The organism is Streptosporangium sp. NPDC000509, from assembly GCF_042898365.1.
Lineage (GTDB): Bacteria > Actinomycetota > Actinomycetes > Streptosporangiales > Streptosporangiaceae > Streptosporangium.
Genome location: NZ_JBIAYX010000002.1, coordinates 364,552 through 389,481, shown reverse-complemented (window position 1 = coordinate 389,481; position 24,930 = coordinate 364,552). Strand labels below are relative to the sequence as shown.

25 protein-coding genes are annotated in these 24,930 nt (G+C 70.2%); 11 read left to right on the top strand and 14 right to left on the bottom strand.

The genetic code is table 11. The features are described from left to right. Nucleotides 1-25: 25 nt before the first annotated feature. Complete coding sequence (locus tag ACFY3D_RS05325; protein ID WP_362896881.1) at nt 26-748, bottom strand: Crp/Fnr family transcriptional regulator; 723 nt, start codon at nt 746-748, stop codon at nt 26-28. Between the two features lie 45 nt (nt 749-793). Between ACFY3D_RS05325 and nth the strand changes: the two genes are divergently transcribed. Next, complete coding sequence (gene nth / locus ACFY3D_RS05320) at nt 794-1,513, top strand: endonuclease III (RefSeq protein WP_389975182.1); 720 nt, start codon at nt 794-796, stop codon at nt 1,511-1,513. Between the two features lie 140 nt (nt 1,514-1,653). Next, the gene (locus ACFY3D_RS05315) at nt 1,654-2,298 is read left to right on the top strand and encodes an NUDIX hydrolase (protein ID WP_389975179.1); all 645 of its coding nucleotides are present in this window, start codon (nt 1,654-1,656) and stop codon (nt 2,296-2,298) included. Here ACFY3D_RS05315 and ACFY3D_RS05310 read toward each other — a convergent pair. Continuing rightward, complete coding sequence (locus tag ACFY3D_RS05310) at nt 2,248-2,796, bottom strand: HEAT repeat domain-containing protein (protein WP_350942483.1); 549 nt, start codon at nt 2,794-2,796, stop codon at nt 2,248-2,250. The two genes, ACFY3D_RS05315 and ACFY3D_RS05310, sit on opposite strands and share 51 nt — an antisense overlap. Nucleotides 2,797-2,868: 72 nt before the next feature. Between ACFY3D_RS05310 and ACFY3D_RS05305 the strand changes: the two genes are divergently transcribed. Next, nucleotides 2,869-4,068: a MarP family serine protease gene (locus ACFY3D_RS05305; RefSeq protein WP_350942484.1), complete on the top strand. Its 1,200-nt coding sequence runs from the start codon at nt 2,869-2,871 to the stop codon at nt 4,066-4,068. Nucleotides 4,069-4,154: 86 nt separating this feature from the next. Here ACFY3D_RS05305 and ACFY3D_RS05300 read toward each other — a convergent pair whose 3' ends face one another. The 4 genes from ACFY3D_RS05300 to acs form a co-directional block, all read right to left on the bottom strand. Next, entirely contained in the window at nt 4,155-4,595 is a 441-nt protein-coding gene (locus ACFY3D_RS05300) for a DUF309 domain-containing protein (RefSeq protein WP_350942485.1), read from the bottom strand. Next, nucleotides 4,592-5,515, bottom strand: coding sequence for an alpha/beta fold hydrolase (locus tag ACFY3D_RS05295; RefSeq protein WP_389975174.1), 924 nt, complete (start codon nt 5,513-5,515; stop codon nt 4,592-4,594). The genes ACFY3D_RS05300 and ACFY3D_RS05295 overlap by 4 nt, the downstream gene beginning before the upstream one ends. Further along, a complete protein-coding gene (locus tag ACFY3D_RS05290) occupies nt 5,512-5,979 on the bottom strand; it encodes a phage holin family protein (protein ID WP_389975171.1) in 468 nt (155 codons plus the stop codon). The genes ACFY3D_RS05295 and ACFY3D_RS05290 overlap by 4 nt, the downstream gene beginning before the upstream one ends. 752 nt (nt 5,980-6,731) lie before the next feature. After that, nucleotides 6,732-8,717: an acetate--CoA ligase gene (acs, locus tag ACFY3D_RS05285; RefSeq protein ID WP_389975168.1), complete on the bottom strand. Its 1,986-nt coding sequence runs from the start codon at nt 8,715-8,717 to the stop codon at nt 6,732-6,734. Nucleotides 8,718-9,316: 599 nt separating this feature from the next. On the opposite strand from acs, the gene ACFY3D_RS05280 reads away from it, so the two are divergent. From ACFY3D_RS05280 to ACFY3D_RS05260, 5 genes are all read left to right on the top strand, one after another. Beyond that, the gene (locus ACFY3D_RS05280) at nt 9,317-10,108 is read left to right on the top strand and encodes an oxidoreductase (protein WP_389975165.1); all 792 of its coding nucleotides are present in this window, start codon (nt 9,317-9,319) and stop codon (nt 10,106-10,108) included. Between the two features lie 1,054 nt (nt 10,109-11,162). Continuing rightward, the gene (gene ssd / locus ACFY3D_RS05275) at nt 11,163-12,209 is read left to right on the top strand and encodes a septum site-determining protein Ssd (protein ID WP_389975162.1); all 1,047 of its coding nucleotides are present in this window, start codon (nt 11,163-11,165) and stop codon (nt 12,207-12,209) included. Next, a complete protein-coding gene (locus tag ACFY3D_RS05270; RefSeq protein ID WP_389975159.1) occupies nt 12,206-13,522 on the top strand; it encodes a TadA family conjugal transfer-associated ATPase in 1,317 nt (438 codons plus the stop codon). Before ssd ends, ACFY3D_RS05270 begins: the two co-directional genes overlap by 4 nt. Further along, on the top strand, nt 13,483-14,223 hold the full coding sequence (locus ACFY3D_RS05265) for a type II secretion system F family protein (protein WP_389975156.1): 741 nt from the start codon (nt 13,483-13,485) through the stop codon (nt 14,221-14,223). The genes ACFY3D_RS05270 and ACFY3D_RS05265 overlap by 40 nt, the downstream gene beginning before the upstream one ends. 581 nt (nt 14,224-14,804) lie before the next feature. Next, a complete protein-coding gene (locus tag ACFY3D_RS05260; protein WP_389975153.1) occupies nt 14,805-15,458 on the top strand; it encodes a type II secretion system F family protein in 654 nt (217 codons plus the stop codon). A gap of 225 nt (nt 15,459-15,683) precedes the next feature. On the opposite strand, the gene ACFY3D_RS05255 is transcribed toward ACFY3D_RS05260, so the two are convergent. From ACFY3D_RS05255 to ACFY3D_RS05230, 6 genes are all read right to left on the bottom strand, one after another. After that, nucleotides 15,684-16,193 (bottom strand): NUDIX domain-containing protein, encoded by a 510-nt coding sequence (locus ACFY3D_RS05255; protein WP_389975150.1) that lies wholly within the window; start codon nt 16,191-16,193, stop codon nt 15,684-15,686. After that, entirely contained in the window at nt 16,190-17,173 is a 984-nt protein-coding gene (gene hemC / locus ACFY3D_RS05250; protein ID WP_389975147.1) for a hydroxymethylbilane synthase, read from the bottom strand. The genes ACFY3D_RS05255 and hemC overlap by 4 nt, the downstream gene beginning before the upstream one ends. A 586-nt stretch (nt 17,174-17,759) precedes the next feature. Further along, entirely contained in the window at nt 17,760-18,386 is a 627-nt protein-coding gene (locus ACFY3D_RS05245; protein ID WP_389975143.1) for a hypothetical protein, read from the bottom strand. Nucleotides 18,387-18,441: 55 nt separating this feature from the next. Beyond that, a complete protein-coding gene (locus ACFY3D_RS05240; RefSeq protein ID WP_389975140.1) occupies nt 18,442-18,708 on the bottom strand; it encodes a hypothetical protein in 267 nt (88 codons plus the stop codon). Then, a complete protein-coding gene (locus tag ACFY3D_RS05235) occupies nt 18,692-19,129 on the bottom strand; it encodes a hypothetical protein (protein ID WP_389975138.1) in 438 nt (145 codons plus the stop codon). The genes ACFY3D_RS05240 and ACFY3D_RS05235 overlap by 17 nt, the downstream gene beginning before the upstream one ends. Next, nucleotides 19,126-19,842, bottom strand: a complete 717-nt coding sequence (locus ACFY3D_RS05230) for a hypothetical protein (protein ID WP_389975135.1) — start codon at nt 19,840-19,842, stop codon at nt 19,126-19,128. The genes ACFY3D_RS05235 and ACFY3D_RS05230 overlap by 4 nt, the downstream gene beginning before the upstream one ends. 237 nt (nt 19,843-20,079) lie before the next feature. Between ACFY3D_RS05230 and ACFY3D_RS05225 the strand changes: the two genes are divergently transcribed. Continuing rightward, the gene (locus ACFY3D_RS05225) at nt 20,080-21,348 is read left to right on the top strand and encodes a transcriptional regulator (RefSeq protein WP_389975132.1); all 1,269 of its coding nucleotides are present in this window, start codon (nt 20,080-20,082) and stop codon (nt 21,346-21,348) included. On the opposite strand, the gene ACFY3D_RS05220 is transcribed toward ACFY3D_RS05225, so the two are convergent. Continuing rightward, a complete protein-coding gene (locus tag ACFY3D_RS05220) occupies nt 21,329-21,991 on the bottom strand; it encodes an HAD family hydrolase (RefSeq protein WP_389975129.1) in 663 nt (220 codons plus the stop codon). The genes ACFY3D_RS05225 and ACFY3D_RS05220 overlap by 20 nt on opposite strands. Before the next feature lie 321 nt (nt 21,992-22,312). Here ACFY3D_RS05220 and ACFY3D_RS05215 point away from each other — a divergent pair, with 321 nt between their 5' ends. Both ACFY3D_RS05215 and ACFY3D_RS05210 read left to right on the top strand, forming a co-directional pair. Beyond that, nucleotides 22,313-23,143 carry a hypothetical protein gene (locus tag ACFY3D_RS05215; RefSeq protein WP_389975126.1) on the top strand — a complete coding sequence of 277 codons (831 nt, stop codon included), beginning with the start codon at nt 22,313-22,315 and terminating at the stop codon, nt 23,141-23,143. Between the two features lie 28 nt (nt 23,144-23,171). Further along, on the top strand, nt 23,172-23,651 hold the full coding sequence (locus ACFY3D_RS05210; RefSeq protein WP_389975123.1) for a hypothetical protein: 480 nt from the start codon (nt 23,172-23,174) through the stop codon (nt 23,649-23,651). Nucleotides 23,652-23,900: 249 nt separating this feature from the next. Here ACFY3D_RS05210 and ACFY3D_RS05205 read toward each other — a convergent pair whose 3' ends face one another. Next, nucleotides 23,901-24,914: an alpha/beta hydrolase gene (locus ACFY3D_RS05205; RefSeq protein ID WP_389975120.1), complete on the bottom strand. Its 1,014-nt coding sequence runs from the start codon at nt 24,912-24,914 to the stop codon at nt 23,901-23,903. Nucleotides 24,915-24,930: the final 16 nt, after the last annotated feature.

Below are 24,930 nucleotides of genomic sequence, written 5' to 3'. Positions count from 1 at the left end.
GCGCGCACTTCCTGTCTCCGCCGGGTCAGCGCGAGCGGTTGTGCAGCCGCTCCAGGTCCATGATGACCACGGCCTTGGCCTCGATGCGCAGCCAGCCTCGCTGGGCGAAGTCGGCCAGCGCCTTGTTCACGGTCTCCCGCGAGGCGCCGACCAGCTGGGCGAGCTCCTCCTGGGTGAGGTCGTGGTGGACCCGTACGCCGTCGTCGATCCGCTGGCCGAAGCGGTCGGCCAGGTCGAGCAGGGCCTTGGCCACCCGGCCCGGCACGTCGGTGAAGACCAGGTCGGCCAGCACGTCGTTCGTACGGCGCAGGCGCTGGGCGAGGGCACGCAGCAGGTGGAGGGCGACCTCGGGGCGGCCGGTCAGCCAGGGTCGCAGGTCGTCGTGTCCGAGCCCGGCCAGGCGGACGTCGGTCAGCGCGGTGGCCGACGCCGTACGGGGACGGGGGTCGAACAGGGACAGCTCGCCGAACATCTCGCCCGGGCCGAGCACGCTGAGCAGGTTCTCCCGGCCGTCCGGCGAGGTGCGGGAGAGTTTGATCTTGCCTTCGAGCACCACGTAGAGGCGGTCTCCGGTCTCGTTCTCGCTGAAGAGGGTCTGTCCCTTGGGCAGCTCCACCTCCGAGATGCTCGTGCGCAGCGCGGCGGCGCTCTCACGGTCGAGCGCGGCGAACAGAGGGGCCTTGCCCAGCACGTCGTCGGAGTTCACAGTGCCTCCTGTTTCACGGCTCACGCAGTCATTGTGACCCATCCCGCCGCGCCACTCTCCAGAGGGCCTTGAGCGTAGGCTGTCGGAGTGCTTCGCAACGTCAGCCCCGGTGGTGAATCCCAGCTTGCCCTGGTCCGTCGAGCTCGTCGAATGGATCGGATTCTGGTGGAAACCTATCCTGACGCCCACTGCGAACTCGACTTCCGTGATCCTCTCGAATTACTGGTCGCGACGATCTTGTCCGCCCAGTGCACGGACAAAAGGGTCAATACAGTCACTCCTACCCTTTTCGCAAAATATCCTACGGCGGAGGAGTACGCAGGTGCCGACCGGGCCGAGCTTGAGGGGATCATCCGGCCGACCGGCTTCTTCCGCGCCAAGACCACCAGCATCATCGGCATGGCCCAGGCCCTGTGCGAGCGCCACGGCGGCGAGGTTCCCGGCCGCCTCAAGGACCTGGTGGCCCTGCCCGGAGTCGGGCGCAAGACCGCCAACGTCGTGCTCGGAAACGCCTTCGGGGTGCCCGGGATCACCGTCGACACCCACTTCCAGCGGCTCGTCCACCGCTTCCGCTGGACCTCGGAGACCGACCCGGTGAAGATCGAGCAGGTCGTCGCCGGGCTCATCCCGAAGCGCGACTGGACGATGATGTCCCACCGCCTGATCTGGCACGGCCGCCGGATCTGCCACGCGCGCAAACCGGCCTGCGGGGTCTGCCCGCTCGCCGCGCTCTGCCCGTCGTACGGCATCGGCCCCGTCGACGCGGCCCAGGCCGCCAAGCTGGTGCGTCCAGGGCCTTTCTCGTGATCTCCCCCCTGCCCGTCGCCGGATGACCGCCCGGCCTGCGTCTCCCCGTGTCTCCTGGGTGTCTCCCGGTGTCGGTGGATCCGCGAAGGCCGGGAAGCGCGGGGCGGGGCATCGTGTTGCAGAGAACCGGAGGTGTGCCCGTGGAAGAGGTCCCAGGGTGGTTGGAAACGCTGACGAAGCGGGTCATGGGGATGTCGCCCACACCGCTGCTCCGCCCTCCGGTGTCCGGCGGGCGGCGGGCGGCGGTCCTCCTGCTCTTCGGCGAAGGGCCGCTCGGCCCGGACGTGCTGCTCATCCAGCGCAGCTCGCGCGGGCGTACGCACGCGGGACAGCCCGCGTTCCCGGGGGGCGGGGTGGATCCCGAGGACGACGGCCCGATCGGTGCCGCGCTGCGCGAGGCGGGCGAGGAGACCGGTCTCGATCCGGCGGGCGTCCGGGTGCTGGGGACCATGCCCGAGCTGTACCTGAGCCACAGCGACAACCGGGTGACCCCGGTGCTGGGCTGGTGGCACACCCCCTGCGCGGTGCACGCGGCCTCGCCCGACGAGGTGGAGTCGGTGGAGCGGGTCCCGATCCGCGAGCTCGTCGACCCGGCCAACCGGATCGTCCTGCGCCACCCGAGCGGTCACCAGGGGCCGGCGTTCCGGGTGCGCGGGCTGCTGGTGTGGGGGTTCACCGCGGGAGTGCTCGACGGGGTGCTCGGCGGTTCCGGCTTCGAGCTTCCCTGGGACCGGTCACGGGTCGAGGACATCCCGCCCGACGTCCTCAACCTCGCGTCCCGTTGACAGGGCGAGGCCGAGGCGGGCCCAGTCGGCCACGTCCTCGTCGGGATCGAGGGTGAGCCGCCGCAGCGCGGCCAGACCCGTCGGGTCCGGCGGGCTGCCCATGATGTTCGGCAGCGCGTACGCGGCCCCGTACCTTATCCGGGGATCGTCGTGCTCGGCGAGGGCGATCACCGACGGCAGCGCGCGGCGGTCCCTGAGATGGCCGAAGGCGATCAGCACCGAGTAGAGGACCAGGCAGTCGTCCTCCCGGACGGACATGGCCCGCAGCACCGGCAGCGTCCGGTCGACGAAGCCGAGCCGTCCCAGGATGTCGACCCCGAGCATCCGCTCGGCGGCGGTCTTCCCCGAGCACAACCTCCGTGCCGCGGTGAAGGTCTCCAGATCGCCGCGTTCCTGCAGCTGGGTGATCGCGCGCCAGCGTGCCGCACCCTCCTGATCGCGTTCTCGCAGCGCGGTCTCGATGAGAGACTCCACCGCCGCCCCTCCGATCATCGCCATCTGGCCACGATAACCGCAGAGAGCTCACGGAAGGGGTGCACGCGCGGGGCGGTGGCTGGATACCGTAAGGGAGTGAGCGGTGATCTCCTCGATCTCATCCTGATCGCCCTGATGGTGGCCTTCGCGGTGTCGGGATACCGCCAGGGGTTCATCATCGGGGCCCTGAGCTTTGTCGGTTTTGTCGGTGGCGGCCTGCTGGGCATGTTCATCGCCCCACCCCTCGCCGGGGCGGTGGTCGACGGCGAGACCGAGCGTGCCCTGCTCGCGATCGTCATCGTCTTCCTCACCGCCACGGTCGGGCAGTTCGCCTCGTCCACGATCGGCGCGGTGGTCCGCAGCCATGTCACCTGGGAGCCCGCCAAGGTCGTCGACGCGGTCGGCGGCACCTTCGCCAGCGCCTTCTCCGTGCTGATCATCGCGTGGCTGATCGGCTCGCTGGTGGCGTCGTCGCAGTTCACGCTGATCAGCGAGCAGGTCAACAGGTCCCTGCTGCTGAGCACGGTCGACCAGACGCTGCCCAGCGCGGCCAAGGACCTGCAGGTGCCGTTCAAGAACTTCATCAACACCTCCGGCTTCCCCAAGGTGTTCGACGCCATCGGGGGCGGCCAGCTCGTCGACGTCTCGCCGCCCGACCAGAGCGTGGCGAAGGGCAACAAGCAGCTCACCCGGGCACGCCGGGGCATCGTGAAGGTGCAGGGCGTCGCCACGAGCTGCCGCAAGCACATCGAGGGCACCGGGTTCGTCTACGCCCAGAACAAGATCATGACGAACGCGCACGTGGTCGCCGGGGTCAACCAGGGCCTGCAGGTCACCGACTACCTCAACAAGACCCACCCGGCCAAGGTCGTGCTCTACAACCCCGACCGGGACATCGCCATCCTCCACGTCCCCGGGCTCAACATGCCGATCCTGCGCTTCGACGGCACCGCGCAGAAGGGTGACGACGCGATCGTCGCCGGATTCCCGCACGGCCACGGCTACACCATGAACGTGGCCCGCATCCGGGTGCAGCAGAAGGCGAAGGGCCTCAACATCTACGAGCGCAAGTCCGTCGTCCGCGACGTGTACGCCATCCGCGGCCTGGTCCGCCAGGGCAACTCGGGTGGCCCGCTGCTCACCACCGACGGCAAGGTCTACGGTGTCGTCTTCGCCGCGGCCCTCGACCAGCAGGAGACCGGCTACGTGCTCACCGCCGCGGAGGTCGCGCCGGACGCCGAGGACGGCTCCAAGCTCTTCAACCAGGTCGACACCCAGGAGTGCGACCAGAACTAGCCCGTCGACGAGAACCCGCGAACGGCTCCCGGAGCCCTTCGCGGACCGTCACGGCCTCGCCCTCACCGCCGCGCGGAGGGGCGACGTCAGAGAAGGGCCTCGATCCTGGCGATGGCCACCTCGGCCTCCAGGTCGTCGAGCTCGTGGGCGGTCCTGGCGATCAACTCGTACGGCATCCCGTAGCGGCTGATCCGGTCGGCGCCCCGCACGAACAGCGTCGCGGCCCCGCGCCGGTTGCCCCGCTGCAGGTGGGTGAGGCCGACGCAGATCTGCGCCAGTCCCTGCCAGAGCTCGCGCTCCTCCTCAGGGGAGTTCTTCCAGCGGCCCTCAAGCACCTCGTGGGCGTGGAACGGCCGCCCCTCGCCGAGCAGGCGGCGCGCCTCGGAGATCGCCTCCTCGGCGCTCGGCGCGTAGTCGTCGGGGATGCGCTCCACGCCCTCGGCGCCGTGGGGCAGCGGGCGGCCGAACGCGTCGCGGGGGCGCTGGTTGCGCGGCCTGCCGTCGGGATCCCGGTCGCGTCCACTCATCGGTCGGGCTCCGGGTCGGACAGCCAGGCCACGAGTTCGGCGTCGAACTCCTCGGGGCGCTCCTCGTGCGGGAAGTGCCCGGCACCCTCGATGAGCCGCCACCGGTAGGAGGCGGCGACGTAGCGGCCGGAGCCCTGGGCGGTGCGCGGCAGGATGTGCCCGTCGAGCGCGCCGTGCAACTGCAAGGTCGGCGCGTTGACCTGGGTGCGCATGGTCTTCGCGTAGCGCCACCCGTCGGGGCGGAGCTGGGAGCGGCCGAACCAGCGGTGATACTCCAGCGCGCAGTGCGAGACGTTGCGAATGCGGAACGCGTCGCGATAGGTCTTCGCCACGTCCTCCTCAGGCCAGCCGGGCCCCGACCACTGATCGAGCAGCCGCCCCACCCTGGCGCCGGAGTCGGCGGTCAGACGCCGCTCAGGGAGCAGCGGCAGCTGGAAGCCCAGCGCGTAGCGGGCCGCCCTGAACTGGCCGAAGGGCTCGGTGAACAGCGTGGTGCGGAGACGCCGGGGGTGCGGTGCCGAGACCGGGACCAGCCGCAGGACCGCCTTGGGATCCGTCACGGCCATGGTCCAGGCGAGCAACCCGCCCCAGTCGTGGCCGACGACGACGGCACCGGTCTCGCCCAGCGCCCGGATCAGCCCTGCCGCGTCGGCGGCCAGGGTGTGCAGGTCGTAGCCGCGCGGAGGCTTGTCGCTGGCTCCGTAGCCCCGCAGGTCGACGGCGACGGCGCGATAGCCGGCCGCGGGGAGCGAGACGAGCTGGTTGCGCCAGCTCCACCAGAACTGCGGGAACCCGTGGAGCAGCAGCACGAGAGGGCCCGTACCGGCCTCCACGACGTGGAAGCGGGTGCCGCCGGCGTGGACGGAACGGTGGGTCCACGGGCCGTCGATCCTGACCAGGGACTCGTCGGGCCTGCTCACTGGCTCGGTCTCACCGGGTCGCGATGGCCGTCCGTCTGGCCGGCCGTGGCCGGAGCCGTGTCGAGAGCGGGGTCGTGCCCGCCGCTCTTGATGGTCTTGAGCGAGCGCAGCGTCCGCTTCATCCCGGTCAGGCCCTTGAGCCGCCGTATGCCGACGAAGACCAGCAACGCGGCCACGAGCAGGTAGAACACGGTGACGATCAGGAAGGCGAGCCAGGTCCACACACCTGCGGCGACCAGGGCGTAGGCGATCGTGAAGGAGGCGAGGATCAGGCACAGGTGCGCCATGAACGCCGCGGCGCCGAAGAGCCCGGCCGCCGTACCGACCCGTTTGGCGTCGAACCTGAACTCGGCCTTGGCGAGCTCGATCTCGGCGCGTACCAGGGTGGATATGTGGTCGCTGGCGGCGGCGACCAGCGCGCCCAGTGACTCCTCCTGTGGTTCCGCGGGCGGGATATGTGTCATGGACGATCTCCTATCGAGGGCCTTTGTCGAACATCATGCTGCGCGTCGAGGTGGTCGCGCACGCACACCCGCAGCGGAACCGGCGCCGCGAGCACGCCGGGGTGATCGCGTACGTGTCATCAAATACCTGCGTCATCAAGACTTCCGACTTTAGTCCTGAGGCGGAAGGGAGGCGTGGGGCTGCACCCGTTTGGTGAGGTCTCGGCTGTTCGGTGGTGAGAACCTGCACCGCGGGTCCGCCGCCGGGCGGACGGCACGTGAAGCCGCTGCGGGACCGTCGGACCCCTGACCGGGACGGCGACCGCCGGGGCGACTCCCGTCCCCTGAGGGAAGGAGCTCCCGGTTCCCGCGGGCTACGGCGGCCTTCGGCCGTGAAGATGATGTTCAACGGGCCGGGTGCTACCCCGGCGGGGGGCCGGTGAACATCGCCGGGCCGATGAGAGTCGACGAGAAAAGGCTTCCGGGCGAGAGGGACCCCGTCACCGCGGAGACCGGCGGGAGGACCGGGAGACGCCGCCGTCACCGGAGCCTGTTGAAGGCCCGGCGACGTCGAGGGACCACGGGGAGCCTTTCGGCGAGATCACGTGAGATCACTGAAGGTCCGCGACGGCGAGGGACCGGGAGACCGCGTGAGTTCGCCGGAGGCCCCCGGGGAGGGCTTCTCACGAGGGCTCGGAGTGCTCAAAAGCTCCGGGTGGGCCGTGTCTTCGGCGCCTTCGGCGTCTTCGGCCCACCCGGGTGTTCCGGTCGGCTCAGTCCTCGCTCTTGGCGCTGGGCAGCTTCTCCGAGATGAGGTTCATCACCGTGCTGTCGGCGAGGGTGGTGACGTCGCCGACGCTGCGGTTCTCCGCCACGTCACGCAGGAGGCGTCGCATGATCTTTCCGGAGCGGGTCTTGGGCAGCTCGGGGACGACGAGGATCTGGCGCGGCTTCGCGATCGGGCCGAGGGCCTTGGACACGTGGGCGCGCAGCTCGGCCGCGATGTCCTCGTCCTCCTCGGCGTTGCCGCGCAGGATCACGAACGACACGATGGCCTGCCCGGTCACCGGGTCGGTCGCGCCGACCACGGCCGCCTCGGCGACCTTCGGGTGGGAGACCAGCGCCGACTCGACCTCGGTGGTGGAGATGTTGTGCCCGGAGACGAGCATGACGTCGTCCACCCGGCCGAGCAGCCAGATGTCGCCGTCCTGGTCCCTCTTGGCGCCGTCGCCCGCGAAGTACATGCCCTCGAAGCGGGACCAGTAGGTGTCGATGTAGCGCTGGTCGTCGCCCCAGATGGTGCGGAGCATCGACGGCCACGGGTCGCGGATCGCGAGGTAGCCGCCACCGCCGTTGCCCACGCTCTGACCCTGGTCGTCGACCACGTCGGCGGTGATGCCGGGCAGCGGGCGCATGGCCGCGCCGGGCTTGCCCTCGGTGACACCGGGCAGCGGGCTGATCATGACGGCGCCGGTCTCGGTCTGCCACCAGGTGTCGACGACCGGGGTACGGTTGCCGCCGATGTGCTCGCGGTACCAGATGTAGGCCTCGGGGTTGATCGGCTCGCCGACGCTGCCCAGGATCCGCAGGGACGACAGGTCGTACTTCGCGGGGATGTCGTCGCCCCACTTCATGAACGTACGGATGGCCGTCGGGGCCGTGTAGAGCAGCGTGACCCCGTACTTCTGCACGATCTCCCAGAACCGGCCCCGGTGCGGGGTGTCGGGGGTGCCCTCGTAGATGACGCTCGTCGCGCCGTTGGCGAGGGGGCCGTACACGATGTAGGAGTGGCCGGTCACCCAGCCGATGTCGGCGGTGCACCAGTAGACGTCGGTGTCGGGCTTGAGGTCGAACACCGCGTTGTGGGTGTAGGCGGCCTGGGTGAGGTAGCCACCGGTGGTGTGCAGAATGCCCTTGGGCCTGCCGGTCGTCCCGCTGGTGTAGAGGATGTAGAGCGGGTCCTCGGCGTCGTTCGGCCGTGCCTCGTGGACGTCGGACTGCCGGTCCACGACGTCGTGCCACCAGACGTCCTTGTCGGTCTGCTCCACGTCCTGGCCGGTCCGCCGCACGACGAGGACGTGCTCGATGCCGGGGCACTCCTTGACGGCCTCGTCCACGGTCGGCTTGAGCGCGCTGGGCGCGCCACGGCGGTAGCCGCCGTCGGCGGTGACCACGAGCTTGGCGTCCGCGTCCAGGATCCGTCCGCTGAGCGCGCTCGCGGAGAATCCGCCGAACACCACCGAGTGGATCGCTCCGATGCGGGCGCAGGCCAGCATCGTGATCGGCAGCTCGGGGATCATCGGCATGTAGATCGCGACCCGGTCGCCCTTGCCGACGCCCAGCTCGGTGAGTGCGTTGGCGGCCTTGGAGACCTCGCGCAGCAGGTCGGAGTAGGTGAGCGTACGGGTGTCGCCCTCGGGCTCGCCCTCCCAGTGGTAGGCGACCTTGTCGCCGCGGCCCGCCTCCACGTGGCGGTCGACGCAGTTGTAGGCGATGTTGAGCTCGCCGCCGACGAACCACTTGGCGAAGGGCGGGTTCCACTCAAGGGTGGTGTCCCAGCGCTTCGACCAGGTCAGGCGGTCCGCCTGCTTCTCCCAGAAGGCGAGGCGGTCCCGTTCGGCCTCCGCGTAGGCGTCGGCGGTCACGTTCGCGGCCGCGGCCAGGTCGGCGGGAGGTGCGAACCGCCGCGTCTCCTGCAGCAGGTTCGACAGCGTCTCCTGGGTCTCACGCGACTTGGAACCAGGGTTCTCCGGGGCCACTACGCACTCCTCACATACTGCTATCGACGGTCGTGTCCCACTTCACCAGGCCACATGTGTCCACCACAAGAGGTCTAGACAGGTCTGTACCAACCGGTGATGAGGGGCCATATACGGTCAAACGCCTCATTTCTAGGGAGTTCTCCCCATGGAACGCTGCGTTTTCGACACCGTAGGAATGTGGACGGCGTTGTTCAACGTGCGGTGGCGAGGTGGTGCGCCGGACGGTGCCATGCGCTCGGTGAACGGTTCGCACGCCGTGTTTCCCGAGCCGCCTCCGGTAAGCCTCCTGAGCCTCTTGAGAGAGGGCTCCCTGTGAGGGCTCCCGAGGACGGGGTGCCCCAAGGAGGTGTCTTCCCGGAGGTCTCGCGAAGGCCGCCTTCTCCCGCGAAGGCGGCCTCCCGAGGAGGTCTCCGTGGGTGGTCTCTCAGCGGCGAGGTCCTCAGAAAGGGTCTTCCCGGGCGGTCTCCCACGCATCTCACGGCCTCTCAAGGGTCGTTTCCCGCGGGGAGGCTCCTCCGGACGGGCGGAGACGCGACCCGAAGTGCCGCATGGTCTGGCCGAAGTCCCGCCGAACGGCCCCGATAGGGTCGGGCAGCGTGAGCGACCCATTGGCTGTCATCGCGGGAATGCCCGGAGTGCCCGAGGCGGTCACCGACGCGCGCAAGGCCGTCGACCGGCTCTACGGGCACCGCGTGCTGCGACGTAAGAGTCCGGAGGTGTCGGCCAGATCCGCGTTGCGCGGCGCACGCGCGTCAGCAGCCCTGGAGGGCGTGGACGTGCCCCTCGAAGCCATCCCCGAGGTCACCGATCCCGTGGTACAGGGCGCGCTGCGGGTCTCGGCCGAACTCGGGCGACTCGGCGCGACCTGGCGGTCGGCGCCCCGCCAGGTGCTGGCCAGGCTGCATACGCTCGCGGCCTCGGGGCTCGTCGGAGACGGCGGGGGCACGGGGGACCTCGGCCGCCCCAGGGCCGTCGCGGAGGCGCCCGACCCGCTCGGTCTGGGGGCCGCCCCCGGTCCGCAGGAGACGGTGGCACGGGTGGACGGGCTGGTCCGGCTGGTGACGGCCTCGTCGAAGGCCCCCGCCCTGGTGCTCGCCGCCGTCGTACACGCGGAACTGGCCGTGCTGCGCCCGTTCGGCACGGCGGACGGTGTGGTCGCGCGGGCGGCGGAGCGGTTGACGCTCGTGGAGTTCGGCCTCGACCCGAAGTCGCTGGTCGCCGTCGAGGTGGGTCACCTCGAACTCGGCTCCGCCTACGGGGAGGGGTTGCGGTCGTATCTGAGCGGTACCCCCGAGGGCGTCGCCGCGTGGGTGCGGCACTGCGCGTCGGCGGTCACGCTGGGCGTACGAGAGGCCACGGCGATCTGCGAGGCCATGCAGCGCGGCTGACCTCGGACCGGCCGTGAGCTCAGCGGGTCGGTGCGAGGGCAGTGGGGTCGGCGGGGCGGCGCGAGGACACTTGCCCGCGTCCCTGAGCCCGTCCGCGCATTCGCGTCCGACCTGCCCCGGGATCGGCTCGATCGCACCCGTGGCCTGCCCGCCTACCCACTCACCGGTGCCGCTGAGTGACGACTGACCGCGTGTTCGATCACCGAACGTCACTGATTGCGGACATCCGGCGGGATCGGCCGTACATACCGACGGCGCCCCTGGTGTGGGGGCGCCGTCGCCGACATGTCCCGACCGAGTTACCAAGCGTGCACCTGATAATCGCTGAAGCGGGGCAAGCCCGACTCAGCGCGCCTCCCGCGGCTGACGGTACGTGGGTACTCGGCGGCCATGCCCGGACAACTGGTCCGTAAAACCTTTGTACGTCCGATCCGCGCAGATGGGAACCCCTGGGAGCAAGACCTTTACGGATCAGGGGACATTAATGGACGAATCCCCTCTTGTATCGTTTTATGCTCCGCTACGCATGCCCGGTGTGGCGTCCGACGGGTGCCGTGACGCCTCGGTGGCGATTACCGAGCGTCACCGTCGTTCGTGTGTGCGTGGCGCGCGCCTCGGCGGGACCGTGTCCGGAGACTGGACCGTTGCATTAAAAAAACTGGTGGAAATCCAGGATTACTCCTCGACGGAACTCAAGTTGATCGGGCAGCATGAGGTGTTATCTCCCCAAACCGGAGTAACTGCGCAGGTCGCAACACGACCCTCTCGCTGTGCTCCGGTCGGTTGTTGAAGGCTTTCTTCCGAAACGGGACCGGCTCTACCCCCCCAGAGCCGGACCGGTTGGCGACCCCCGCTCTCTCCCCCCCCGGCGGGGGTCGCCCTTTTCTTCGAGCGCCCTCTGCCCCGGCGGCATGACTCCCCGACCTTCCGGCCGACGACCGGTTATCCACAGGTTCTCCCTGTCGGCAAGGGTTATCCACAGTGCGGCGTTCGGTTTCCCCTGAAGGGGAGGTCGTCGCGGAAAGTGGAGCCCCCGCACCCCAGGGAGGCATCCGTGGACCGTCCGCTGATCATCACCGAAGACCACGATCTGCTCGACGACCTGCTTCGTGTCGCCGCCGCGGCCGGAGCCGAGCTCGACGTCGCCCACGTGCCCGCGCACGCCCGGCCCTACTGGAACCGTGCTCCGCTGGTCGTCGTCGGGGGCGACGTGGCCGACGCCCTGGCCGCGACCGGCCCGCCACCTCGCTCCCGCGTCTTCCTGGCCACCCACACCTCCGAGGATCCCGACACATGGCGCAAGTGCGTCGCGGTCGGCGCTCAGGGCGTGCTGGAGTTGCCCGCCGCGGAGCGACAGCTGGTCGACGAGTTCGCCGACGCCGTCGAGCCGCCCGCGACACCCGGCTCCGTGGTGTGTGTCGCGGGAGGGCGGGGAGGAGCGGGAGCCAGCGTCCTGGCGGGTTCGCTGGCAATGGCCGCGTCCCGGCGGCGCATCCGCACCCTCCTCGTCGACGCCGATCCGCTCGGTGGAGGTCTCGACCTCCTCCTCGGCCAGGAGGAGTCCGACGGGGCGCGCTGGTCGGACCTGGTCGCCCGTGAGGGCAGGGTGAGCCATACCGCGCTCCAGGCGGCCCTGCCGACCTTCGCCGGGCTGACCTTGCTCTCCTTTCACCGGGGCGAGGTCGATCCGATCCCGGCCGAGGCGATGCGCTCGGTTCTTGAGGCGGGCCGCAGGGGCTTCGACCTGGTCGTCGTCGACCTGCCGCGCCACCTCGACGAGGCCGCGGTGGAGGCGCTCGGACGAGCCGCCACGACCCTTCTGGTCGTCACCGCAGACGTGCGCGGCGTGCTCGCCGCCGCCCAGGTGCTCGCCGGGCTGCGCGGGCACACGGGTGAGGTGCGGGCCGTCGTGCGCAGCGGGGTCCTGAACGATGACGTGGTGGCGGCCTCGCTCGGCATCCCGCACGGCGGCAGCCTCCCCGACCAGCCTCGTCTGGCCGTCGCGCTCGAGCGGGGGGAGGTCCCCCCGCTCGGCCGCCGCACCTCTCTCGGGCGGTTCTGCTTCGCGTTCCTGCACGAGTTGTTCGGGCCGGACGCGTGAAGCGGGCCGACACAGCCGTGACGGTCTCGCCGGAGCTGGTGGAGGCGGTCCGCGTACGACTGGCTCGAACGGGCGTCGAGCCCAGTGCCGCGCACGTCGCGGTCGCGCTGCGAGCCGAGCGGGCGATGCTCGGTGACGCGGAGATCCTGGCGGTGGCCCGGGTCCTGTGCGCCGATCTCATCGGGGCCGGTCCTCTGGAGCCGTTGCTGGCCGAGGCCGAGGTCACCGACGTGCTGGTGAACGGCCCGCGCGAGGTGTGGGTCGACGACGGCGGTGGGCTACGCCTGACGTCGATCGTCTTCCCGAGCGAAGAGGCTCTCCGGCGGCTGGCACAGCGCCTCGCCTCCGCCGCGGGCAGGCGCCTCGACGACGCGTGCCCGTACGTCGACGCCCGCCTCGCCGGAGGTGTCCGGCTGCACGCCGTCCTCCCGCCCGTGGCGCCCAACGGCACCTGTCTCTCCCTGCGGCTCCCGCCCAGACGCACCTTCACCCTTACCGACCTGGTCGAAGCGGGCGCGATCAGGGCCGACAGCGTCTCCGTTCTCACGGCGGTGATCGAGTCGAGGCTCGCCTTCCTGGTCACGGGCGGCACGGGTACGGGCAAGACGACGCTGCTCTCCGCCCTGCTCTCCCTGGCTCACCCCGGCGAGAGGCTGCTGCTCGTCGAAGACTCGGCGGAGCTGAGACCGCTTCACCCCCACGTCGTCCGCCTTGAGTCGCGCCCGGCCAACCTTGAGGGTGCGGGCGGTGTCGGCCTGCGCGATCTCGTCCGTCAGGCCCTGCGGATGCGCCCCGACCGGCTTGTCGTCGGAGAGGTGAGGGGAGCCGAGGTAGTTGATCTTCTTAATGCTTTGAACACCGGTCATGAGGGAGGTTGTGGCACTCTGCACGCCAACACCGCGACCGATGTGCCACCCCGTCTGGAGGCGCTGGGGTGCGCGGCGGGTCTCAGCCGGGAGGCGGTCCACAGCCAGATCGCCGCCGCCTTGGACGTTGTCGTCCATCTGGTTCGTGACCGTGCCGACGGACGTCGCCGGGTCGCCGAGATCTGCATGCTGGTCCGTCGCCCTTCGGGGCTGGTCGAGGCCGAATCTGCCCTCACCTTCGCTCCGGACGGGCAGGTGACCCCCGGCCCAGGTCTGCCGGCCCTCGCGGCCCGAGCCCCCGGCGTCGCCGATTCATGTCAGGCGGTGTCCGCGTCCTGTCGCCGCCGGGAGGCCTCCCCGGACGCGCCGAGTGATCCGAGTGATCGGGACTTTGACGAGCCGAGGGCGTGGTCGGTGCCACGGTCGATGTCACGGCCGACGACATGATGGCGACCGCCCTGGTCCTCGCCGCTGTGGCGGCGTGGCTATGGATGGGGGCGGACCTTGGCGCCGCTCGCCTGCGCCGGATGGGGCGTCGCCGCCCGATCGTGCAGGGTTCCCTCCACGAGAGGTTCATCGCGCGGGCACGGCCTTCCAAGCGTGCGGACGCTTGGCGGATCGCGTCGATCGAGCTGTGCCAGGGGCTCTCCGCCGAGCTGGCGGCGGGACGGACGGCGGGCGAGGCGCTGGCGCGGGCCGTGGGGGCGGCGGGCTTTCCCGAGCCCGTGGCCCTGCGCCCGCTGGTCGTGGCGGCGAGAGACGGAGGTGACGTCTCCGCCGCTCTGCTGGCCGTGGCCCCCGAACACGGCGGCGAGGCGTTCCGGGGGCTGGCCGCCTGCTGGAAGGCGAGCGTGACCGCCGGGGCGGGTCTGGCCGTTCTCGTCGACCGTGTCGCCGGTTCGCTGCGAGAGGCCCAGGCTCATCGTCACGAGGTCGCCGCCCAGCTCGCCGGTCCCCGCGCCACGGCCCGGCTGCTGGCGGCTCTGCCCGTTCTCGGTCTGCTGATGGCAGCCGGTCTTGGCATGCGCCCGCTGCACTTCCTTTTCGGCGGCCCGGCAGGTGCGGGCTGCCTGGTCGTCGGCCTCGCGCTCGACGCCTGTGGTCTGTGGTGGACCCACCGTCTGGTCACTCGTGCCCAGCGGATCTGACGGCCACGTGCTCAGAGGTCTGGCCGGTGAGTGCCCCGTGCGGGTTGCCCACCACCCTCGACCTGCACAGGTCCCCCCCACATCGCCCACCCCGGGTCCCAGCACGCCTTTCGGTCGCCAACAGGGAAGGAGCTCGTCGCCCTTCGTAGCACGCCTGCCGGGCAAGGCCAGACCCGCAACCCCGGGCTGGCCGAGGCCCGTGTTCAGGGGTTAGGCCCGTGTCCAGGAGTGAGGAAGGCAGGACATGAGGCCAGGGGGGTTCAGGAAGCCGTGACGTGAGGCCGACGGAGGCGAAAACCAGGACGTGGAGACGTGGGCAGAACGTGAAGACGTGGGGAGGAAAGATGATGATCATCTTGCTGGCCGTGGTGCTCGCCGGAATCGCCGGCCGACTGTGGAGCACCCGGAGAGAACAATCCGACCGGCTCCGTCATGTGCGGAGTTCACCTCACCCGGCCGGGTTCCCCGGGGTGGGGCAGCCGACTGGGTTCCCTCGGGTGCGGCAAGAGGCGGAAACACCCGCGTTTTCCTCTGCGGGGACGGTCCGAGGGCCTGCGGAGGTGGCCCGAGGACCTGCGGGGATGCTCCGAGAGCCGAGAGAGGGCACGGCCCGGGAGCCGCGGGAGAGGCGACGGCCGGGCCGGGTTGAACTCGCGACCGCCGTGGCTCCAGGGCTGGTGGCGTTCCTGACAGTGGGCGGCCTGCCGGGAGTGGTCATGGGCGTCGCCGGTTTCTGGATCGCACTGGTGGTCCTGCGCAGGCGGGAGCCACCCGAAGTCCGTGAGGAGCGCCGGCGGTTGACCGCGGATCTGCCGCTGGCGGCCGACCTCATGGTCGCCTGTCTGCGCGTCGGTCAGCCGATCACCGGAGCCATCGATGTCACGGTGGAGGCGATCGGGGGACCGCTGGGCGAGAGACTGGCCTGGGTGAGTGGCCAGCTGAGGCTGGGAGCCGCACCGGAGGACGCCTGGCGGGCTCTGGCCTCCGAGCGCCCGCTCGCCCTTTTGGCCCGTGCCATGAGCCGGGCCGCGTCGAGCGGCGCACCGGTGGCCGACGTCCTCACCAGACTCTCCGACGACTCCCGCCGTGTCGCCCGCGCCGCGTCCGCGGCGGCCGCCCAACGGGTCGGGGTCCAGGCCGTCGCTCCCCTGGGACTGTGTTTCCTGCCCGCGTTCGTCTTCCTGGGCATCATCCCCGTCGTGGCCGGTCTCGCCGGTGAGGTGCTGCTCCCCTGAGTTATCCACAGGCTTTTCCCCACAGGGAGGGGTTATCCACAGTGCGGCGTTCGGTTTCCCGATCAATCACATGCCCGCCACGGGTGAGGGCTGTTATCGCGGCGTTGATTTCCCTGAGCTGGATGGTCGGCATGGGCCGTCGTGTGAGGTCGCGGTCGTCTCTGACCAGGAGAACCATGGCGAGGTCGACGGGGGTAAGAGCGGGGGTAAGGGTGTCCGCAGCCATCACGGCATCAGGGTCCTCTCGCGCCTCGATGCTGGGTCTTGGTCGATGTAGTGCCCTGGACCGTGCCGACCGGCTTCGGTGAGTCGTTCGGCGACCAGGGGGTGCAGCCAGGTGCTCGCGTGCTGCGCGGGCAACAGCAGCCAGTCGTCAACCTCCTCGGTCTGCAGGGTGAGCGCGGCTAGGTCCTCGGGCAGCAGGGTGCGCGTGGCGAAGACGAAGGCGAGCCGGTCGTGGCGGGCGGGGCTGCTGGCCGGTATCCACGCGACGGTGATAAGGCGGCGGGTCTGCATACCCAGCAAGCCGGTCTCCTCGCGGGCTTCGCGGGTCGCCGCAGCGGCAGGGCTCTCGCCGCGGCGGACGCGTCCGCCAGGGAGCTGCCATCGGCTGTGGTCGCTGGTGGTGCGCAGGATGAGCCACCGGCCCACCTCGTCGAGTGCAAGGAGGTGGGCGGTGACAGCGCAGCCGTACGGCCCCTGCTCGGGGACGGGCCGTGCGTCCGCCGAGGTCATTTTCGGGTGGCGGTGATCAGGTTGCGGGCGCCCTGGTGGAGCAGGTCGGCGGCGACGCGGGCGCCGAGGGTGGCGGGGTCGGAGTGATCTCCCCAGGCGTGGGAGCGGACGAACGCGCTGCCGTCGCGGTTGAACACCATGCCGAACAGGGACAACTGCCCGTCAGCGGTGGTGGAGGCGTGTCCGGCGATCGGGGAGTTGCAGTGGCCACGCAGCATGTGCAGCATGGTCCGCTCGGCGAGGATGTACCGGGCGGTCACCCGGTGGTTCAGCTCGTCCAGGAGCCGCATGACGGGGGTGTCGGACCGGCGGGCCTGGATGCCGATGACGCCGGCGCCCACGGGCGGCACCATGGACACGCCTTCGCCGCTGCTGTGGAACTCCAGGGGCAGCACCTCGTGGTGGCGGTCCAGGATTCCCAGGCGGCTCAGGCTGGTGCGCGCCAGGATCAGCGCGGCGTACTCGCCGTCCTCGTCGAGCTTGGCGAGGCGGGTGTCGACGTTGCCGCGGATGCGTTCGGTACGCAGGTCGGGCCGGTGGATGCTGAGCTGGGCGCGACGCCGTACGGAGCTGGTGCCGATGAGGGATCCGGCGGGCAGCTCGGCCAGGGCGACGCCGTCGCGGGTAACCACGACGTCGTGGACGTCGTCGCGCTCCAGGTAGGCGCCGAACGCGGTCCCCTCCGCGAGGGGGACGTCGCCAGGGACGTCCTTCATGCAGTGGACGGCGATGTCGATCCGGCCACTGGTCAGGGCGCTGTCGATTTCCCTGCTGAAGGCTCCCTTGCCGCCGATCTCGGCCAGGTCGCCGGGCCACAGGTCGGCGCCGACCTGCGTCGGCACAGTCTCGATGGGGATGCCGGGCGCGAGCTTGATGATCATATCGGCGACATGGCCAGCCTGGATCCTGGCCAGGGTGGAGGTGCGGGTGCCGATCTGCAGTGGGGTGTCGGCGAATCGGTTGAGGAGTACGTCGGTCACGGCGAAGCTCTTCCTTCCGGTGAGACTCTGATCGCAAAGTGTGACTATCTGTGGAGGGAAGGCGCACGCTGACTGCCATCGGATGGTGCCCCGCTGGAAAGGGCTGACGGGGCACCATCATTTCGACCGAGGTTCACACCCCTCCAAGCAGGAGGTCGTACGGTCGCGTCTGCCCCTGCGGGTGGTCCCTGGTGGTGTATCGCCCGCGGGGGTGTCGGAGATAGCGGGGCTTCTCCGGTGGAGAGGGTGGGTTGTCTTACTCAGTCGTGCAGAGGCACGTCCTTTCCTCTCCGTCCACGGTGACGACTCCGGTGTCGCCGCAATTTCCGCAGTAGGGCATTTCTTCTCCTCTGGTAGGTCACGGATCGACCGCCGGGTGTTGCGCGCTCGTACCTGTCCCCCGCGAGCGGCCCCTGGTGGTGCACCACCGCCCGCGGGGAGCTTCAGGGGTTGCGTCAGGAGTCCCAGTGCCAGGGCCGCCACCTGTTGCGCCAGTCCCGAATGAACGAGTCAACGATGAACGTCGCGATGGTGAGCAGGAAGGTCACAGTGACAGCGTCGAAGACTCTCCTGAACGCTTCGATGATCATGTCTCTCGGCCCCGATCCGCGAGCTGGAGGTCTGTGACCTGGACGATGAGCTGGGTGGCCAGCGCCCGCTGCAGCAGGTGGCGCTCACCCAAGCGGACAGGGGTCTGGTGGTGGATCTCCGCCACCCGGCCGCCGTCGTCCTGGCCGTACAGGTTGGCCAGCACCCCGACTGGGGAGTAGTCGCCGACTGTGCAGACGACCGATGCCTCTCTGCGCAGGTACGGGCAGGAAGCGAGCGACTCGCCCACGTGCGCCCTGCACGTGGGCGGGTGAGCGGTGGGCCAGGGTGAGCGGAGGCCGCCGGCCAACGCGGAGGGCATGATCCACCAGACGCGCCCGGTGTCGGGGTCGGCCGCCGACTTCCCGCACACCCGGCACAACCCTTTCAGCATGCACCGGCGTTGGCGCAGCGTGTGCACCAGGTTCCACTGGATCCTTCCCTCCCGTGCGGTGCCGCAGCGAGCCCACAGCGCCCCAAACATTCGCTCCTGCGGGAGCGCGTCACGGTAGGTCAGCCGGGGCAGCCCGTCCGCCCACTCGAAAGCGAGTGGCAGATCCAGGCTCTCCTCCTCGTACGGGGTGATGTACGGCTTGCGAGGCAACGCCTCGACGTACGTCTTCACTGTCGCCTCGCTGCGTCTTCGGATATGCCGGAGGGTGGGACTCGTTCGCCCGGCCCTATGGGCAGGATGCGGGGGTGGGGACGAGCCCCAGGGCCAGCAGCGGCGGTGGCGAGATTCGCTCCAACTCGACGTCGGCCTGCTGCATGAGGTCCCACAGTTCGGCGGCGCTCTGGGCGTGGATGATGCGGCATTCGCGCGGGTCGGCGCACTGCCACGCCTCGAACCGGCGGTGTCGCAGGCTCCACATGACCAGCCAGGTCGGCGCGTACTGCTGCACCTGCTTGGCGGCGCGGGTGGCGTCGGCGTCAGCGCGGGACAACATACTGTGCCGGGATCACGTCGGCCAGCAGCGGCAGCTCACTTTCCAGGAGGCTGGCGGCGGGGCGGGCGCGCAGGATCCGGTAGTGCTCGGCGAGCTGGGCCGCGGCCACGGGCAGTGTCAGCGCGGAGCTGAGCAGGGGTGAGCCGGAGTGGCTGCGTTCGGGGCTGGTCCACCAGAAGTTCTCGCCGTCGGTGTAGGCGAGCAGGCCGAGGAAGACGGAGACGATGGCGTTGCCGGAGGCGAGGGGGTGGACGTCGGCCGAGATGCCGTAGACATTGCCCAGGATGGCGGCGAGTTTCTCGGCGAGCTGGACGGCGGCCGACTGCTCGGCTGGGGGTGACGGCGCGGCGGCGATCGCCTGGGAGACGGGACTGCCGCCGCGCCTGCTTGTGGGGGTGCCGCCCTGCGGGGTCGCGTTCATGCCGCAGCCTCCCGCCAGAGCTCGTGCCGTTGGGGTGGAGGGACACTCGGGCAGCGACCCCGGCCGAGGACGACGGCATGCCCCGGCCGGAGAGTCTGAGGTTGCTGCCCGGGAGGATCCGGCAGCAGAGTGAGCGGCGGTCGGGAGGTCGGCTCCTGGCCCGTGCTCGGGGGCGGGGCGCCACGTTCATGCGCGCGGGCCGCGATGCGGGCCCTGCGGTGGGCGAGGGGGTCGCGGGCGAGCGCCAGGCGGACCGTGCGGTCTTCGGTGGTTTCGACCGGGCGGGGTGCGGGGCGCCGGCTGTCGTCGCGTCGGGCCGGTGTGGTGGCGGCGGGCCGTGCTGCCGGGCGGGGGAAGGGGCGCGGTGTCCGCTTGGGTAGCGGCGTGGGTGCGGTGGGAGCGGCCGGAGCGGGCGGCTCGGAGCGCCGCTGCGCGGGGACCAAGGGGATGACCTCGGCGGGCGCCACAGCGATGGGCCGCTCGACGCGAGGGAAGGGCTGCGGGCCGGTGCGGCGGCGCGCTTCTAGACGCTGGGCCATCAGCGTGCCGGTCGGCTGCATGTACTCGTGGTCGGCGGCTTGGTCGGGGCAGTGGTGGGCGTAGGGGGCGTGTCCGCAGACGGCGCACCCCATCGGCAGGGGCTGCGCGTCGGCGAAGCAGCCGCAGCCACCCACCGTAACCCGGTCGAGAACCGGAGCATTAGGGTTGTTCACGGGTCAGGAGAACCTTCCTGATCAAGAGCCCGTTCGGTCGTGTGCAGCGCCGGACGGGCTCGTTTTGTAGACGATGGAACTCGCTGTCTGTAATGCTGGAGTTACCACACGGCCTTCGGAAGGCCGCCAAGAGGACTTCTATAGGACCTGCATAGGTCGCATAGGTATCACTTCTGTCCACGGAGAGGCCCTTTGGGTACTCTGAAGTCCTTCAATGGATTAACCGTGGAGGCCGCCGTGTCCCGAGAGTCAGGCAACGTCAAGCTCAAGGCGGCTCGCCAGCACGCCGGATACGCCTCACAACAGGCCCTTGCCGATGCGCTCGCTCGCGCCGGCAATGAGCTCGGCGTGGCCGGCGCGGAGGTGAGCCTTCGACAGGTACGGCGCTGGGAGAGCGCCACCCCACCATGGCCGCACGCCGTCCATCAGCGCCTGCTGGAGCACACGCTCGGGATGCCGGTCGACCAGCTCGGGTTCACTCCACCCTGGGGCGAACAGTCCAGCCAGGCCACGCCGGTCCGATCCGGGGCGGCCACTCGCCCTGTCGTGCTGCCGCTGCCACCCTCAACCCCGACGACCGCGACGCAGCCCGCCGTAGTGGCGGTGGACTACGCATCGGTGACCAAGGCGTACCGACGGCTGTACTGGCGTGTCCAGCCGCCCCTGATCCGCTCCGCCGCAGCGGAGCACGCGAGGTTCGGCATCCAGCTCCTGAGCGAGATGGGCGGCAGGCCTCGCCGAGATCTCGCGGCGGCCCTGGCCGAATCGCTGCTGCTGGTGGGACGCATCGAGTTCTTCGACCTGCGGCAGCCGGCAGACGCCGACTCCAGGTTCATCGAGGCGCTGCAGGCGGCCGGTGTCGCTGACGACCAGTTGCTCGGTGCCGCCATCCTGGGGCACTCGGCGTTCGTGCCCGGGTGGGCAGGGGACCGGGACGGCGCGGCCGAGCGGCTACGTGCCGCCCGCGCTTACGCGCGCCGCGCCGATGCGGTGCCCGCCCTGTTCACGGCGTGGCTGTACGCGGTGGAAGCCGAGTGCGAGACGCGATGCGGCAAGCACCGGGAGGCACTGCGCGCCGTCAACCACGCCGAGGACACCCTGGTCGGCGTTGACGAGACCCCGCTGCCGGAGTGGTTCGACTGGTTCTCACCGATCCGGCTGGCCGCCTTCAAAGGCAACACCCAGCTTAAGGCCGGCCACCTTCCCCAGGCCCGGCAGACGCTGCTGCAGGCCCTGGAGAATCTGCCCGAGGAGCACAGGAAGCAGCGCACCGTCGTGCTCGGGGACCTGGCCGCGGTCGCCGCAGCCGAGGAGGATCCGGAGGCCGCCTGTGCCCGCGCGGGTGAGGCGCTCGATCAGCTGTCGATCACTTGGTACGCGACGGGCATGGAGCGGATCCGCGAGGTCCGGCGGGCTCTGGAGCCGTGGGGTGACCGCGAGTGCGTCACGCAGCTGGACGATCGGCTGTACGAATGGCGTACGACCCTCATCGCACTGCGGCGTTGAGCGCGCGAACCTTGTCCGGAAGTTCGGCCAGGGAGTCGATCCGCAGCGAGGGCAGGAGGTCGGCGTCCGGGTCGGCCTGCTGGATTACCCCCCACGGGCCGCGCCGGATCAGCGCGGCGCGCATCCCGGCTGCGATCGCCGGGCGGATGTCGTTGTCCAGACGGTCGCCGACGTAGAGGATCTCGTGGGCCTCGAAGGGGACGACGTCGGCGACCCGCTTGAAGAACTCCGGGTCCGGCTTGGAGGCACCCCAGTCGTCGGAGGTGCCGATGAGGTCGACATCGGCGGTGAACAGCTCGCGCAGGATGCGGCCAGCGCGCACGGTCTGGTTGCCGGCGATCCCAAGCCAGAGCCCATCGTCGCGTAGGGCGGCGAGGGCCGGCCGGACGTCGGCGTACAGGTCCTCTTCGCTGAAGGTCTCCGGCTGTCCGGCGGCGGCGCGTTTGCCGCGTTCCTCGTAGAGGTCGAAGCCGGGCCGGAACACCTGGAACGTCTCGCGGTAGTCCAGGCCGCGGGCGATGGTCGCACCGAAGACGGCGCTGAAGGTGTGGCGGGGGATGTTGAGCCAGTCGGCCCAGGTGCCGTACTCGCGACTCTCGTCCACCAGGCACTCGCCGACGTCGAAGACCACAGCGCGGATCATGGTAGGAGCCTATTGGGGCTCCAGGCGTGTCGGCCAGTCCGCCCGTGGTCGCGGTGGGCGGCGCGGCGGCATACGCCTGGGAAACCGGAGCACTGCCGCGCCTGCTCATTGGGGTGTCCTGTGAGGTCGCGTTCATGCTGCGACCTTCCAGCGGTGGGGCTGGTGCCGTCGGGGTGAAGGGGTGTTCGGGGAGTAGCCCCGGCCGGGGGCGACGGCGTGCCCCGGCCGGAGAGTCTGAGGTTGCTGCCCCGGAGGATCCGGCAGCAGGGTGAGCGGCGGCCGGGCGGTCGGCTCCCGGCCCGTGCTCGGGGGCGGGGCGCCGTGCTCGTGCGCGCGGGCCGCGACACGGGCCCTGTGGTGGGCGAGGGTGCCGCGGGCGAGCGCCAGGACATCACGGTGCGGCTGTTCCACGTGATGGCCGAACTCGCGAAGATCGCCGCCACGATGAGCTGGGACTGCGGCATGCAGACCGCGGCGCAGAAGTACTACGTCCTGGCGCTGCAAGCGTCCAAGCCCGCCAAGAACAAACCTTTCGGGGCCAGCGTCCTGGCGTCCATGGCCCGCCAACTGCTCTACCTCGACCGGCCGCATGACGCGCTGGAGCTGGTCCGCCTGGCGCTGGACGGGGTGCAGGTGGCCGGCACCCCCAGGCTGCGGGCCATGCTGCACACCCGCGAGGCGTGGGCGTACGCCGCACTGGGCAGGCCTGAGGCGTTCCGGCGGGCAACGGATGCTGCCGAGGATGCCTTCGGCGCGATCCGCGCGGGGGATCCCGCCCCCGACTGGATCACCTACTTCGACGAGGCCGAGCTCGCCGGTGTCACCGGGGGGCGCTATCTGGAGATGTCGCGCCGCAGCAGTCAGCATGCGGCCGTCGCCGTGACCCACATCGGCCGGGCGCTGGAACTTCGCCGACGGACCAGCATGCGAAGCCTCGCCCTGGACCAGGCCGGGCTCGCCCAGGCACACCTGCGTAACGGCGACCTGGACGAGGCGGTCGCGGTGGGAAGTGCTGCCGCGGACACGGCCGGCCAGGTGCAGTCCGTTCGGGTCCGTGTCCAGATGCGCGAGCTGCACGCGGAGATCGCAACACGGCGGGACCCCGCGATGGCTGGCCTCAGGAAGCACCTTCAGGAGACACTGGCGCGCTGAGAAGATCGCTGTCGATCAGGAGACGCTGATGGTGCGTATCGGTGTGACCGGCCACATGAACCTGACTCCGGACACGACTCGCCTCGTGTCCGATGCGCTGCGCTCGCATCTGGAAGCGGTGGCCGGTGACGTGACGGGAGTGTCTTGCATCGCCCGCGGTGCCGACTCGCTGTTCGCTGAGGCCGTTCTGCAGGTCGGCGGCGTGCTCGAAGTCGTCCTGCCGTCGCGAGACTACCGGGAGGCCAAGGTCAAGCCGGATCACGCGGAGCAGTTCGATCAGCTGCTGGGCAAGGCCGCCCGGGTACGTGTGATGGATTTCGACCACGCCGGCCGGGACGCGTACGTCGCGGCCAACGAGGCGGTGTTGGGTTCGGTCGACGAGCTCGTGGCGGTGTGGGATGGCGAGGCGCCTGTGGATGCGGGCGGGACGGCGGGTGCTGTGGAGGATGCTCGCCGCCGTGGCGTGCGGGTGACCGTGATCTGGCCCGAGGGCGCCGCCAGGGAGTGATGAGCGCGGCGGCGCACGCCTGGGAAGGGAGTTTGCCGCCGCGCTTGACGGAACCGTATGCCAACTTGGCCCTGGCCGACCGGGGCTATGTTCGGCCTTCTGGGGCCGCCTAACCTCTTGTCCGTGACAATTGATCACGAGGGGGGTGCAGGCGCCCTACCTTCAGCTGGCGGACATCCTGCGCGCCCGGATCGTCTCGGGTGAGATCTCGGTGGCCGACGACTTCCGTGTTCACAAGGGGAGGAGATCTCAGGACTTCATGTGGGACTCGAACCACTTCAGCATCGGCTGGGGGCGCCGCTGGAACTCCAGGTAGCCGTCAAAGCGGCGGTTGGTACCGCGGATCCACTGGAGTCTCTTGTCGGAGACGGGGATGTTGTCGAACATCGTCTGCACGTCGCTCGGGTGGGTCAGCACGTCGTCGTGCACCTGATAGAGGAGTGTCGGGACTCGGACGCCCTTCGCCCACTGCTGTGGCCGCCGCGCCGCGAACGGGATGCCGGTGCGCAACACGACAAGTCTTTCCAACTCGTCGATGCGGTCGGCGGGCACGCCCGCCATGACCAGCCGCCGCGCCATGATGACCTCCATGGTGACCGGCTGCGGCCCCACCAGGCAGCGCACGCCCTCGAACGCCCGCGGGTCCCTGGTCATCGCGTAGAACGTGGAACTGCAGCCCAGGCAGCGGCTGAACAGGCCGATCGTCATGCGCCGAGTGTCCCCGCGCTCGCGGACGTACCGCAGCGAGCCGAGGACGTCACGCGACTCGAAGATCCCGCTGGAGGCGATTCCGCCGTTGGCGGCTCCGCTGAGTCCCATGTTGCGCAGGTCGTAGGCGAGCACGTTGTATCCGGCGTCGTGCAGGATCTTGTAGTCGCGGACGAGGTTCACCTCGATGTCGTTGCCGCTGGAACTCCAGATCGACTTCCACGGTTCCAGATGGCCGGGCAGTCCGGCCCGGCTGAACCCCATCGGGTGATTGGCGATGATCAGCTTGTTGGATCCCCGAGCGGGGATGAACCAGCCTTCGATGGGCACACCGTCGATCGCCTGGAAGGTGACGTCCTCGTAGTCGAGGTTCTCCTCGGAGGGCGAATGCATGATCGGCGAGCGGAGTTGCTGGCCGAACGCGTCGGCCATCTGCTGGAGGATCTGGTCCTCGTCGGGGGCGGTCGACGCGGCCCGTGCCGTACCCGCCAGAAGCGGTACGGCCGACAGACCGATCGTCGTTCCCAGCACAGCGCGGCGAGTTGCCTCAGACATGCGGTTCTCCATCTCC